Origin of the sequence: Paraburkholderia sp. BL10I2N1 (assembly GCF_004361815.1) — a bacterium.
Lineage (GTDB): Bacteria > Pseudomonadota > Gammaproteobacteria > Burkholderiales > Burkholderiaceae > Paraburkholderia.
In genome coordinates this window covers 2,552,567-2,566,554 of sequence record NZ_SNWA01000001.1, presented here as the reverse complement: position 1 = coordinate 2,566,554, position 13,988 = coordinate 2,552,567, and the positions used below count along the sequence as shown (strand labels likewise).

Annotated in this window: 10 protein-coding genes; 1 reads left to right on the top strand and 9 read right to left on the bottom strand. The window is 61.8% G+C overall.

Translation table 11 applies throughout. From position 1 onward, the window contains the following. The 3 genes from folP to B0G77_RS12075 form a co-directional block, all read right to left on the bottom strand. Nucleotides 1–888: a dihydropteroate synthase gene (gene folP, locus B0G77_RS12085; RefSeq protein ID WP_133662340.1), complete on the bottom strand. Its 888-nt coding sequence runs from the start codon at nt 886–888 to the stop codon at nt 1–3. A gap of 87 nt (nt 889–975) precedes the next feature. Next, nucleotides 976–2,862 carry an ATP-dependent zinc metalloprotease FtsH gene (gene ftsH / locus B0G77_RS12080; RefSeq protein ID WP_133662339.1) on the bottom strand — a complete coding sequence of 629 codons (1,887 nt, stop codon included), beginning with the start codon at nt 2,860–2,862 and terminating at the stop codon, nt 976–978. 192 nt (nt 2,863–3,054) lie between these two features. Continuing rightward, nucleotides 3,055–3,717, bottom strand: a complete 663-nt coding sequence (locus B0G77_RS12075; RefSeq protein ID WP_133662338.1) for an RlmE family RNA methyltransferase — start codon at nt 3,715–3,717, stop codon at nt 3,055–3,057. Between the two features lie 187 nt (nt 3,718–3,904). On the opposite strand from B0G77_RS12075, the gene B0G77_RS12070 reads away from it, so the two are divergent. Then, entirely contained in the window at nt 3,905–4,432 is a 528-nt protein-coding gene (locus B0G77_RS12070) for a YhbY family RNA-binding protein (protein WP_133662337.1), read from the top strand. A 166-nt stretch (nt 4,433–4,598) separates the two neighbouring features. On the opposite strand, the gene B0G77_RS12065 is transcribed toward B0G77_RS12070, so the two are convergent. The 6 genes from B0G77_RS12065 to B0G77_RS12040 form a co-directional block, all read right to left on the bottom strand. After that, nucleotides 4,599–5,111 (bottom strand): DUF4149 domain-containing protein, encoded by a 513-nt coding sequence (locus B0G77_RS12065; RefSeq protein ID WP_133664115.1) that lies wholly within the window; start codon nt 5,109–5,111, stop codon nt 4,599–4,601. A gap of 21 nt (nt 5,112–5,132) precedes the next feature. Continuing rightward, the gene (gene greA, locus B0G77_RS12060) at nt 5,133–5,609 is read right to left on the bottom strand and encodes a transcription elongation factor GreA (protein ID WP_133662336.1); all 477 of its coding nucleotides are present in this window, start codon (nt 5,607–5,609) and stop codon (nt 5,133–5,135) included. Nucleotides 5,610–5,754: 145 nt separating this feature from the next. Next, a complete protein-coding gene (gene carB, locus B0G77_RS12055) occupies nt 5,755–9,009 on the bottom strand; it encodes a carbamoyl-phosphate synthase large subunit (protein WP_133662335.1) in 3,255 nt (1,084 codons plus the stop codon). A gap of 159 nt (nt 9,010–9,168) precedes the next feature. Next, on the bottom strand, nt 9,169–10,332 hold the full coding sequence (carA, locus tag B0G77_RS12050; RefSeq protein WP_133662334.1) for a glutamine-hydrolyzing carbamoyl-phosphate synthase small subunit: 1,164 nt from the start codon (nt 10,330–10,332) through the stop codon (nt 9,169–9,171). 384 nt (nt 10,333–10,716) lie between these two features. Beyond that, the gene (locus B0G77_RS12045; RefSeq protein ID WP_133662333.1) at nt 10,717–11,958 is read right to left on the bottom strand and encodes an MFS transporter; all 1,242 of its coding nucleotides are present in this window, start codon (nt 11,956–11,958) and stop codon (nt 10,717–10,719) included. Nucleotides 11,959–12,150: 192 nt separating this feature from the next. Next, nucleotides 12,151–13,842 carry a transglycosylase SLT domain-containing protein gene (locus B0G77_RS12040; RefSeq protein ID WP_133662332.1) on the bottom strand — a complete coding sequence of 564 codons (1,692 nt, stop codon included), beginning with the start codon at nt 13,840–13,842 and terminating at the stop codon, nt 12,151–12,153. Nucleotides 13,843–13,988 lie beyond the last annotated feature (146 nt).

Genomic DNA, 13,988 nt, shown 5'->3' with positions numbered 1-13,988 from the left:
TCAGCTGCGACGCGCTGCGTCGCGCACGGCTGCCCATACCTTCAATGCATCCACTGTTTCCGCGACATCGTGCACACGCACGATCGCCGCCCCTCGCTCCGCTGCGCAGACGGCCGCCGCAGCGCCGGCCACGACACGCTCAGAGGTATGACGTCCCGTCACTTTGCCCAGCATCGATTTACGCGACATGCCTACCAGAATCGGTAACGGCGGTTCGCTACGCGGCGCCGTCTCACGCAGATGGGCCAGCAACGCATAGTTATGTTCGACCACCGCCTTGCCGAAGCCAAAGCCTGGATCCACACTGATCCGCGTCTTCGCAACGCCAGCCGCGGTCAGCGCGCCAACCCGCACTTCGAGGAAGGCACGCACTTCGCGTACCACGTCCTCATAGGCTGGCTCGACGGTCTGCATGGTTTGCGGCTCGCCCAGCATATGCATGACGCAAAGACCGCAGTTGCTCTCGCGCACCGCTTCGATCGCGCCGGGCATGCGAAAGCCCCAGACGTCGTTGATCAGGTCCGCCCCTGCCGCGAGCGCCTGCCGCATGACTTCGGGTTTGTACGTATCAACCGACAGCGGCATATTCGCGCCACGCAGTTGCTCGACGAGCGGAATGACACGCTCGAGTTCCTCGTCGAGCGGCACCAGCGGTGCACCTGGCCGGGTCGACTCGCCACCGATATCAATGATGTCCGCGCCGTCGAGCAACATGCGCTCGGCCTGGCGCAGCGCATCGCCACGCGCGACGAAGCGGCCGCCATCCGAAAAGGAATCGGGCGTGACGTTCAGAATGCCCATGACCAGCGGGCGCTCGAACGACAAGGTAAAGCGGCCGCACTGCAACGGCTCAGGATCGGAATAATTCAGGATATCGGCGTTCGACACTGCTGTAACGATTCAGGAAGGAAGGGAAATGAATGCAAAACGGGCCGGTGTGCAATCACACCGGCCCGCAGTTTGATACCTTGAGAATCAGGCTGGCGCCGTCGCGTTGCCCGGCTTGACCTCGGTGCCCGTGCTGCCACCCGATGCGTCGCTTGCCGATGGCGGCGAGCTCTTCGGCGAACGCGGCGGACGGCCCGCCATGATGTCGTTGATCTGATCGGCGTCGATCGTTTCCCACTCCATCAGCGCGGCAGTCATAGCCTCGACCTTGTCGCGATTTTCGTCCAGCAGGCGCCGCGCCAGGGTGTATTGCTCGTCGAGCACCCGGCGGATTTCCGCATCGACCTTCTGCTGCGTCGCTTCGGAAATCGTGCGCGTGAAGCCACGGCCGAACGGCGATGCGTCGTTTTCGTCGTCGACGTACACCATCGGTCCAAGCGCATCGGTCATGCCGAAGCGGGCCACCATCGCCCGAGCCGTAGCGGTCGCCTTGTTGAAGTCGTCCGAGGCGCCGGTGCTGATCAGGTTCAGGAACAGCTCTTCCGCAACACGGCCGCCGAACAGGATCGCAAGACGGTCGAGGAGATAGTCCTTCGAATACGTTTCGTTGTCGTGCTCCGGCAACTGCCACGTCACGCCCAGCGCGCGGCCGCGCGGAATGATCGTAACCTTGTGCACCGGATCGGCCTTCGGCAACAGCTTGGCGATCACCGCGTGGCCCGACTCGTGATACGCGGTCGCGCGCTTCGCGTCTTCGCGAATCACCGCCGACTTCCGTTCCGGACCCATGAAGATCTTGTCCTTCGCGTCTTCGAAGTCCTGCATTTCGACGATGCGCTTGCCACGACGTGCGGCGAACAGGGCTGCTTCGTTCACGAGATTGGCGAGATCGGCGCCCGAGAAGCCCGGTGTGCCCCGTGCGATGACCGCTGCGTCGACATCGTTCGAAATCGGCACCTTGCGCAGGTGAACTTTCATGATGTGTTCGCGGCCGCGGATGTCCGGCAGACCAACGTACACCTGGCGGTCAAAGCGGCCCGGACGCAGCAGCGCCTTGTCGAGCACGTCCGAGCGGTTCGTCGCAGCTATCACGATCACACCCGAATTCGCTTCGAAGCCGTCCATCTCGACGAGCATCTGGTTCAGCGTCTGTTCGCGTTCGTCGTTACCACCGCCCATGCCGGCGCCACGATGGCGACCGACCGCGTCGATTTCATCGATGAACACGATGCAGGGTGCATGCTTCTTTGCCTGTTCGAACATATCGCGAACGCGGGCCGCGCCCACACCAACGAACATTTCGACAAAGTCCGAACCCGAAATGCTGAAGAACGGCACCTTCGCCTCGCCAGCGATGGCGCGTGCGAGCAGCGTCTTACCCGTGCCCGGGGGGCCAACAAGTAGCACGCCGCGAGGAATCCGACCGCCCAGCTTCTGGAACTTCTGCGGGTCACGCAGGAAGTCGACCAGTTCAGAAACTTCTTCCTTCGCTTCGTCGCAACCGGCGACGTCGGTGAAATTGATGGCGTTGTTGTTCTCGTCGATCAGACGCGCACGGGACTTCCCGAACGAGAAGGCTCCGCCTTTCCCGCCGCCCTGCATCTGCCGCATCATGTAAAACCAGAAACCGATGATCAGGATCGTGGGTCCGAGGTAGTACAGTGCCGACACAAGCGCGTTCGGTTCTTCGTCAGCCTTGCCGCTGACCTGAACGCCATACTTCATCAGGTCGCCGACCATCCAGATGTCGCCGGGCGACACAATCTGGTACTTCTGACCGTCTGCTGGAGTGACCGTCAGGTTCCGCCCCTGGACAATGACGTTCTTGACCTTGCCGTTCTTTGCGTCGTCCATGAACTGCGAATAGGAAACGCCTTCCTGGACACGGGGCTTGTCGAACTGCTTGAACACCGTAAACAGCACCAGTGCGATAACCAGCCACACTGCTGCCTTCGAAAACATATTGTTGTTCAAAGCACCACTCCTTCACTCATAGACGGGCGCCTACATTTGCCTTGCGGCACCACGAAAGCATTCTAATCCAGTCCGCAGACCCCTGCCATAACCATTCACTACCGCACAAATAGCCGCGGCGCAAGTCTGGTCTTGTGTTGCGGGCGGTCGGGATATGCACGGCTGTCGCGCCGCGCTACCCTGTCGCCGCAATTAACGGGGACGCTTCAGATGCTTACCCAAAATAAACGTTTCGGACGATTTATCCCGTGAAGCCTTGGGTTTACGGGCCGCCACCGCTTTAAACTGCTGCTTGAACTTTTCGACAATCTGGCTGTAACCGCTGCCGTGAAAGCACTTGACTAAAAGGGCACCATCCGGCTTCAAATGGTTTTGGGAGAATTCGAGTGCGAGATCGCATACATGCTCGATCCGCGCGGCATCCGCCATGGCCACTCCTGACAGGTTGGGCGCCATATCCGAAATTACAAGGTCCACCTGGCGCTCGCCCACTACTTCTTCCAGTTGCTCGAGCACGCTATCTTCGCGAAAGTCGCCCTGAATGAAGTACACGTCGGCGATCGGTTCCATGGGCAGCAGATCAAGGGCGATGATCGTGCCGTCGATGCCGCCCCCCCTCGCCGCATCGCGCTTTGCGCCCTGCGCGAGTTTGTTGCGGGCGTACTGGCTCCAGCTGCCCGGCGCGGAGCCCAGATCGACAATGACCTGCCCCGGACGGATCAGATTGTCCTGCTCGTCGATCTCCTTGAGCTTGTAGGCCGCGCGGGCGCGATAACCCTCCCGCTGCGCCATTTTCACGTACGGATCATTGATATGGTCGTGCAGCCACGACTGGTTGAAGCGGTTTTTTGCCATTAAACGATGAACTCTTGCTGCGTGATGTCGCGCTTTTAGCGGATAATACGCGTTTAATTCGCGCGACTGCCGCCCACTGGGCGATGTTCCGCGCTTCTCTGTTGTTCTGACGACGAGCCGTCCTGCGCGATAACCGAAGCAATCGGGAATTCGGGCGCCGTCATTTTAGTCGAGTCTCCCACTTTCCATGCCCGCCCTCAAAGTTTCCTCCGACCAACGCGCCGAGTTGCGCTCCCAGGCACATGCGCTCAAGCCGGTCGTGCTCGTCGGCGCCGATGGGCTGACCGATGCCGTCCTGACCGAAATCAAGGTTCACCTGAAGGCTCACCAACTGATCAAGATCCGCGTATTCGGCGACGAACGCGCAGAACGGCTCGCGATCTACGAACAGATCTGCGACCAGCTGAACGCAGCCCCGATCCAGCATATCGGCAAACTGCTGGTGATCTGGAAGCCGGAGGCCGCCGAACCCGCCGTGAAAGCGAAGCGCGGCGCCCTGCCGAGCGCCCGTGAAGCAGCGCAAGACACAAGGTCCGGTAAAGGCCGCGCGCCGCGCGTTGTGAAAGTCGTCAAGCCGTCCGATAGTCCAATGCGCAAGCCAAAGCCGAAGGCAGTCGTGGTTCGCGGCAACGAGCGTGTGACGGCAGGCGGCAATATCAAGCGGGCCAAGAAACGCCAGACCAGCGCGAAGCGCCAGCATCAGACGTTAAAGTAAGCTTGCGGTGGCGCGGCGATGGTCGCGCCATGCTTGCGCATTGCGCGCGCCGTTATTCCATCGCGACAGCGGCCTTTCTGTACCACCCTCACCGACGCCAGTTTCTGTTTGCGCGAACGGTCCAGCCGGCACCGGCGAATCAGGCCCGACACCACGGCCGCACCAATCAGCCCGCGACCTTGCCCGTTTGCGAAGCGGCACGAACATCCCGTGCTGACGTAGAACCTAGCGCTATCGGCAACTTCCAGACAAGCACAACGCCAAACAGGCTCTGGATCAGATAGAACAGGCTCGACACCCCGTGGAGCATGCCGAAGCGTCCTGCGTAGGCGGAATGTCCGACATCCGTCCCAGCGTCCATCGCGGCGATGCGCAACGCATTCATGAACGGCTGCAAAGCAAAGTAACCGATCAGCACGCACAAGAGCATCCCGGCGAGCAGCCAGCGCAGCTGCCGGTAGGAATCTGCGCCACGCCGAACCAACACATTACCCAGTGCAAGCAGCAGCATGCCGCACACCACGCCAAGCACCGCTTCGATACGAAACAGCTGCGCGGCGACCGCGCCGGCCGTCATCCGATCCAGCGAGCCGAACAGCACGGGCGCTACGGCATAGCCAATCGTAAACTGACTGCCGACCCACGCCACCGTCAGCAGCCGGAACACGCGATGAGGCATTGAAGACACGGCACGCCTTTCCTAAACGTAGCGGACCGAGATGATTTCGTACTCGCGCACGCCGCCCGGCGCCTGCACCGAAGCAACGTCGCCTTCCGACTTCCCGATCAGCGCGCGCGCAATCGGCGAACTGATCGAGATCAGGCCATGTTCGAGGTCGGCTTCGTCGTCGCCGACGATCTGATAGGTAACTGGAGCGCCCGACTCGAGGTCTTCGAGTTCCACCGTTGCGGCGAACACGACGCGGCCATCCGCATCGAGCGTAGCCGGATCGATGACCTGAGCGGCGGCCAGCTTCGACTCGATGTCGGCGATGCGGCCTTCGATAAAGCCCTGCTTTTCCTTCGCGGCCTCGTATTCGGCATTTTCCGACAAATCGCCTTGGGCACGGGCTTCCGCGATCGAATTGATGACCGACGGGCGTTCAACCGATTTCAGGCGCTGCAGTTCACCACGCAACTGGTCTGCGCCGCGCTTCGTCAATGGAATAGTGCTCATAAACAACTCTTGTCGCAAAAAAACGGCCATAAAAAAAATCACCGCGGTTAAGTGCATCCCGGAGGAACCTGGCCGGAACGGAGCCGGTGCCTTGTGGGACGCCGCTTAACCGCGGCACTTACATCATTGACTCGGATTCGAAGCCTTAGTTTAGGCGAGCGTGGAGTCCTTGTAAATCATAGACTTCCAGGTTGCGGAGATAGCGCAAACCTTCGACCGCCGCGCGCGCACCCGACATCGTCGTGTAGTACGTGACCTTGTTGGCCTGCGCACTCATGCGGATCGAGCGCGAATCGGCGATGGCGGCACGCGTTTCGTCGACCGTCGTGAAGACGAGCGCAATCTCGCCGTTCTTGATCATGTCGACAATGTGCGGGCGGCCGTCCTTCACCTTGTTGACCACCTTCACCGGTACCCCGGCGGCCTGGATCGCGGCAGCCGTGCCCTTCGTCGCGACGATCGGATAGCCGAGCTCGTGCAGCATGCGCGCGACTTCGACGGCCTTCGGCTTGTCGGCGTCCATCACCGTCAGCAGCACCGTGCCCGATTCCGGCAGACGCGAGCCCGCCGCAAGCTGCGACTTGAAGAGCGCCTCGCCGAACGTCTGGCCCACGCCCATCACTTCGCCGGTCGAACGCATTTCGGGTCCGAGCACCGGGTCGACCGCCGGGAACTTGACGAACGGGAACACCGCCTCCTTGACGCTGAAGTACGGCGGGTCGATTTCCTTCGTCACGCCCTGGGCGGCAAGCTTCTGGCCGACCATCGCGCGCGCGGCGATCTTGGCGAGCGGCAGACTCGTTGCCTTCGACACATACGGCACCGTGCGCGACGCACGCGGATTCACCTCGAGCACGTAGATCACGTCCTCTTTCGAGCCGTCCGCCTGCGGCACCTGCTGGATCGCGAATTGCACGTTCATCAGGCCGACGACGTTCAGCGCCTTCGCCATCGCGCCTGTCTGGCGCTTCAGTTCGGCAATGGTTGCCTTCGACAGTGAGTACGGCGGCAGCGAGCACGCCGAGTCGCCCGAGTGCACGCCAGCCTGTTCAATGTGCTCCATCACGCCGCCGATGAACACGGCTTCGCCATCGGAGATACAGTCGACGTCGCATTCGATCGCATCGTTCAGGAAACGGTCGAGCAGCACCGGCGAATCGTTCGACACCTTGACGGCCTCGCGCATGTAGCGTTCGAGGTCGCGCGGCTCGTGAACGATTTCCATCGCGCGGCCACCCAGCACGTACGACGGACGCACGACGAGCGGATAGCCGATCTGTTCGGCGAGCTTGAGCGCTTCGTCTTCGGCACGTGCCGTGCGGTTCGGCGGCTGGCGCAGACCGAGATCCTGCAGCAGCTTCTGGAAACGCTCGCGGTCTTCGGCGGCGTCGATCATGTCCGGCGACGTGCCGATAATCGGCACACCGTTCGCTTCGAGATCAAGCGCGAGTTTCAGCGGCGTCTGGCCGCCGTATTGAACGATCACGCCGACCGGCTTTTCCTTGTCGACGATTTCCAGCACGTCTTCGAGCGTCAGTGATTCGAAGTAGAGGCGATCGGACGTGTCGTAGTCGGTCGAAACGGTTTCGGGGTTGCAGTTGACCATGATCGTTTCGTAGCCGTCTTCGCGCATGGCGAGCGCGGCGTGTACGCAGCAGTAGTCGAACTCGATACCCTGGCCGATCCGGTTCGGGCCGCCGCCCAGCACCATGATCTTCCTGTTGTTCGTCGGATTCGCTTCGCACTCTTCCTCGTAGGTCGAGTACATGTAGGCGGTTTTCGTCGCGAACTCAGCAGCGCACGTGTCGACGCGCTTGTACACCGGGCGCACGTTCAATTCGATACGGCGGCGACGCACGTCCGCCTGCGTCGATCCGAGCAGCTTCGCCAGACGGCGATCCGAGAAACCGCTCTGCTTCAGATACTTGAGTTCTTCCTTCGACAGGCTCGCGAGCGCGCGGCCCGCCAGCGCCTTTTCCTTCAGGATGATCTGTTCGATCTGGGCGAGGAACCACGGATCGATCGAGGTTTCCTCGAAAATTTCCTTCTGCGTCATGCCGACGCGGAACGCATCGCCGACGTACCAGATACGATCCGGGCCGGCTTCGCCGATCTCGCGGATGATTTCGTCGCGGCTCGTGGTTTTTTCGTCGAGACCGTCGACGCCCACTTCCAGACCACGCAGCGCCTTCTGGAACGACTCCTGGAAGGTGCGGCCGATTGCCATCACTTCGCCCACCGACTTCATCTGCGTCGTCAGTCGGGGATCGGCTTCACGGAATTTCTCGAACGCAAAGCGCGGGATCTTCGTGACGACGTAGTCGATAGTCGGCTCGAACGATGCCGGGGTCTGGCCGCCGGTGATTTCGTTCTTCAGTTCGTCGAGGGTGTAGCCCACGGCCAGCTTCGCCGCGACCTTCGCGATCGGGAAGCCGGTCGCCTTCGACGCCAGCGCCGACGAGCGTGACACGCGCGGGTTCATCTCGATCACGATCATCCGGCCATCTTTCGGGTTGATCGAGAACTGGACGTTCGAACCGCCCGTGTCGACGCCGATCTCGCGCAGCACCGCGAGCGACGCATTACGCAGGATCTGATATTCCTTGTCGGTGAGCGTCTGCGCCGGCGCGACGGTGATCGAGTCGCCGGTGTGGATGCCCATCGGGTCCAGGTTTTCGATCGAGCAGACGATGATGCAGTTGTCCTTCGTGTCGCGGACCACTTCCATCTCGTACTCTTTCCAGCCGAGCAGCGATTCTTCGATCAGCAACTCACGTGTAGGCGACAGATCGAGACCGCGCTTGCAGATCTCTTCGAATTCGTCCCGGTTGTATGCAATGCCGCCGCCCGAACCGCCCAGCGTGAACGACGGACGGATCACGACCGGGTAACCGCCACTACCTGTTGCCACGGCGATTTCAGCTTGCACCGCCAGCGCTTCTTCCATCGAATGCGCGGTGCCCGACTTGGCCGAACCGAGGCCGATCTTCGTCATCGCGTCCTTGAACTTCTGACGGTCTTCGGCTTTGTCGATCGCTTCCGGCGACGCGCCGATGAGTTCGACGCTGTACTTCGCCAGCACGCCGTGGTGATGCAGATCGAGCGCGCAGTTGAGCGCGGTCTGGCCGCCCATCGTCGGCAGGATCGCGTCCGGGCGCTCCTTCGCGATGATGCGCTCGACTACTTCCCATGTGATGGGCTCGATGTAGGTCACGTCGGCCGTGTTCGGGTCGGTCATGATCGTCGCCGGATTGCTGTTGACGAGAATGACCTTGTAGCCTTCCTCACGCAGCGCCTTGCACGCCTGCGCGCCCGAGTAATCGAACTCGCACGCCTGGCCGATGATGATCGGACCCGCGCCGATGATGAGGATGCTCTTGATGTCTGTCCGCTTGGGCATAACGCTCTCGCTAATGTATTCCTGTGTTCTTCCGCTGGCGCGCTGCACATTCACGCTATTCGCCTGCTGCCTTGCTTCGCGCGCTCTGTTCTGCTCGCCTGTCGCGAGGCCGCCTTTGCGCGCGCGCCTCGCTGATGCCGCTCATGCCGCCGGTGTCGTTTATGCGACCGCAGCCGCTGTCTTGATGCCGGCCTTGTTGCTGTCCATCAACGCTGTGAAACGGTCGAACAGATAGGCGATGTCATGCGGTCCAGGCGACGCTTCCGGGTGACCCTGGAAGCAGAACGCGGGCTTGTCGGTGAGCGCAAAGCCCTGCAGCGTGCCGTCGAAGAGGGACACGTGCGTCACTTTGGCGTTCGCCGGCAGCGTGGCCGCATCCACGGCAAAACCGTGGTTTTGCGATGTAATCACGACGCGGCCGTCCTGCAGATCCTTCACCGGATGGTTTGCGCCATGGTGGCCGGTCTTCATCTTCATCGTCTTCGCGCCGACCGCAAGGCCCATGATCTGATGGCCGAGGCAGATGCCGAATGTCGGGATGCCGCGCTCGATGAAGGTCTTCGTGGCGGCGATCGCGTAGTCGCACGGTTCCGGGTCGCCCGGGCCGTTCGACAGGAACACGCCGTCCGGATTGAGTGCGAGCGCATCGGCAGCGGTGGCTTGCGCCGGCAGCACGGTGACGTGGCAGCCGCGCTCGGCGAGCATGCGCAGAATGTTGTACTTCACGCCGAAGTCGAACGCGACGACGCGATACTTTGGCGCTGCCTGTGTGCCGTAGCCGGTACCGAGACGCCATTCGGTCTGCGTCCACTCGTAGGACTTTTCCGTCGACACGACCTTCGCGAGGTCCATGCCCGCGAGGCCCGGGAACGAGCGCGCGAGTTCGATGGCTTTGACTTCGTCATCGGAGCCCGCGAGAATCGCGCCATTCTGCGCGCCCTTGTCGCGCAGAACGCGCGTCAGCTTACGGGTATCGATGCCGGCGATGGCGACGACACCTTCGTCACGCAGGTAATCTGGGAGCGTGCGCTCCATGCGGAAGTTCGACGCGAGGACCGGCAGGTCACGGACGATAAGCCCGGCGGCATGGACTTTCGTGGCTTCGACGTCTTCGGCGTTGACGCCGACGTTGCCGATATGCGGGTACGTCAGGGTAACGATCTGGCGGGCGTAACTCGGATCAGTCAGGATTTCCTGATAACCGGTAATGGCCGTATTGAAGACAACTTCGCCAATCGTATGACCGGGCGCGCCGATCGAGTACCCACGAAAGACCGTGCCGTCGGCGAGCGCGAGCAGAGCGGGAGAAAATGACGGCAACACGGGAGACTCCTTGGGGAACACCCTGTTGCCGACCTGTCTATCCGACCGTGCGGGCCGCGGCGAGGCGCATCGACAGGATGCGCGCGCAGGCTCGCTCGCGTGTCGCGGCTGACGTCGCTGGGCGCGCGATGGGCCCATTGTGTGGACGGATCGGCGGCAGGCGGTACCATGCAGGGACGTTGGCGACGCGCGGCGGATGAACGGGGTGGGAGAGGTAGGCGCTAGGGTGCGGGTTGATAAGCTCAAACCTTTGAATTATAGCGCGAAAGTGCCCCTTCCTTCAAATTCAGGATAGGCCAACGGCATGCCTAAACGGCGGGATCGGTGCTTCCGCCTTGCTGCTGGCGGCGCCGCGACCGGAATCGGGGCTAGACCCCGGCGCCCTTACGACTGGGGTTCTGCCTGCACGCGAGATTGCTGCGCCAGCGCCCGACTCGGCAACACATACCAGATTGCAGCCAGGACCTGGAGCGCCACCAGAATGCCCCAAGCCGTAAGATGGGCAGCCGGCGGGTAACGCCCCGACGTCGGAGGCCACAGTGACAGCACGGCGCCGACGCCGATCTGAAAGCCGAAAATCAGCAGGAAAAGAATCAGCGTGAGCGTCGTGTTCGAACGGCCGATCAGATGTGGCGGAAAGTGCCGCGCCAGCACGGCATAGCTGAGAATGCCCGTGCCGCCGAAAATGCCGTAGGCCGCCCACAACAATCCTGCCGGCAGCGGTACGCGCAACACGATCAAAACCTGTGTCACGACAAACAGCGTCATCCCGATACCGGAGAAGGCGTATAGCGAAATGCCCCGCCGCTCCAGACTGCGCGCCATCGCGCCGAATCCGACGCAACCGGCCATCATCGCGACGCCCAGAATCGATACGAGGGCGGCAGCCGCGCCCGGTTGCAGATCCATCACGTCACGCAGCCAGGCGCCGACCCACAGCGACTGCATCGCATAGAAGACACCTTGCGTGACGACCGAGAACGATGCGATTTTCCAAAACCCGGCGCTTTTCAGAATGTGCCAGGTACCCTTGAACTGACTGACGAGTTCCGCCTGATGGTGGGTATCGCGTGCGTCGGGAGCCATCGTCCAGATTGCCGCCGCGGCAGCGATCGTCAATACGCCGAGCGCGCCGCATACCGAACGCCATCCCGCGAACGTCAGCACCCAGGTCAGGGGCGAGCCGACCGCCACGCCGCCCAGTCCGCCGACCGCCATCACGAGCCCATTGACGGACGGCAACCGCGTAACGGCGAACTGTTGCGCCAGCGCCTTGAACGCCGCGCCGAGACAGGCCGACACGCCGACGCCGATCAGCAGTCGACCGACCATCATCATGCCGACACTTTGCGCCGCGCCGAACACCCACACGCCAGCCGCCGCGAACAGCAACAGTCCCGCTGTGACGCGCCGGGGACCAAAGTGATCGAGCAACACACCGGCCGGGATCTGCGCGCCCGCAAAGCCGAGGAAATAGAGACTCGTCAGAAGCCCGAGATCGGCGGCCGACAGCCCGAGGTCGCGCGTGATCAGCGGCGCGAAGCCCAGATTGACGCCGCGAAACACGTAGGAAACGAAGTATCCGAGCGAAAACAGCAGAAACACACGAAACTGGGTCGATGACATGAGGCACTAGCGCGTGATCGGAACAGACCAGAGAAGATAAAGGAAATGGGCGCCGCGCGCCGCAATGGTCCGCAGAAATGAAAAACGCCGTCACTACAGGTGACGGCGTTTGAGAAAGCGAGGAGTGATCGGAGCGCAATCCATGCGCTGCCCCCGCAACGCATGTGGTCACCCCTGCGAGCCGCTCGTTATTTACTTGCTCTTCTGCGCATAGACTGCGGCTTTCGGGCGGCTTGCCTCAGCCTTCGACGCCTTGCTGGCCGTACCCGACGAAGCCGCCACCTTCGACACTTTGCCCTTGCTGGCGCTGGCCGACCCGCTGGCTTTGCTCTCCGGTTGCGAAGCCTTGACAACGCCGCCGTGGGTACGACCCTTCTTTCTATCGTAGCGCGATTCAGGCTTCGTGTCTGCGACGCGGGTACTGATCTTCTCGACGCCACCGCTCGCCGGCGTGGCGCTCGCGCGCAGCACGGGACCGGGTTCGGGCGGGAGCGCCTTGCCGACAGGCACGTGCAGAACAATCACCTGTCCCGGCGACACCAGATCACGATGCGTGCGGTTCCACGCCTTCAACTGGCTGACCGATACGCCGTAGCGGTCAGCCAGCACAACCATCGACTGCTTGCGCCGCACGCGGATCAGCATCTTACGGGTATCGGGGACGTCCGGCTCCATTGCCAGTACAGCGCTTTCTGCGACGTCGGCGCTGATGTCTTCGTCGTCATCGTCGCCGCGCGGCACGACGATCGTCGAACCGGGCTTCAGCCGCATGCCTGCAGGGATCTTGTTCACTTCCATCAACGTGTCCGCATCGACGCCGATTTTCTGCGCGATCGCCGCCGGTGCCGCGCGCTCGGTGACCGTGTACGTGGTCCACGACGACAGCGAGCCGGTGTACGACTTCAGATTTCGCTCGAAAGCGTTGGCGTTGTCGAACGGCAGCAGGATCTGCGGCTGCGTTGCACCGAGAATCACCGGCTTCCTGAACGAAGGGTTCAGCGAGCGGAACTCCTCGGTCGTCATGTTCGAGAGCTTCGCCGCCATGTCGACGTCGATATCGTGCGACGTCGTGACCGTCACGAAATACGGGTGATTCGGAATCTCCGGCAGCGAAAGCCCATACACCTGAGGATTCGTCACGATGTTCTTGACGGCCTGCAGCTTCGGGACATAATTGCGCGTCTCGCTCGGCATGCGCAGGTTTTGATAGTCCGTCGGCAGCCCCGCCGCTTCGTTGCGTGCAATTGCGCGCTGTACGTTGCCTTCGCCCCAGTTGTAGGCGGCAAGCGCGAGATACCAGTCGCCGAACATGTCGTGCAGGCGCGATAGATAGTCGAGTGCCGCGCTCGTCGACGCCAGCACGTCGCGACGCTCGTCCTGCCACATGTTCTGCTTGAGGTTGTACGTGCGACCGGTGCCCGGCACGAACTGCCACATGCCGGCGGCCTTCGCGACCGACAGCGCCTGCGGGTTATAGGCCGATTCGATAAAGGGCAGCAGCGCCAGTTCGGTCGGCATATGGCGCGCTTCAAGCTCTTCAACGATGTGATACAGGTACTTTTGCGACCGTTCGGTCATGCGCTGGACGTAGTCAGGGCGCTGCGCATACCAGTTGGCCTGCATGTCGACGAGGTCGCCCTGCAGGTCGGGCATCTGAAAACCACGGCGGATTCGCCCCCAAAGATCCGGATCTGAGGTCGTCAACTGGTTGACGGAGCCTTGATCGACGTTGATCGTTTCCCTGGCTGAGGCGGTCTTACGGAGAGCGTCAGCAACGGCCTGCTGACTGGCAGGATTGCCGGTGGTATTGCTGTTCGCTGCAGGCCCCTGGCTCGCACACGCGGCGAGCAGCAGGACCAATAGCGCACTTAGGATAAATCGCATGAAGATCTCAGCGTCCAAAGGACTGGAATTTGCAGCCGATAGTACGAAACCGCACCGTTTCCGTCAATTAGAAATGTCGGAAAACCTAGCCAAATCTTAGGCTTGGAGAATATTTCTATTTTTGGCATGAGCATGACCCAGCGTTT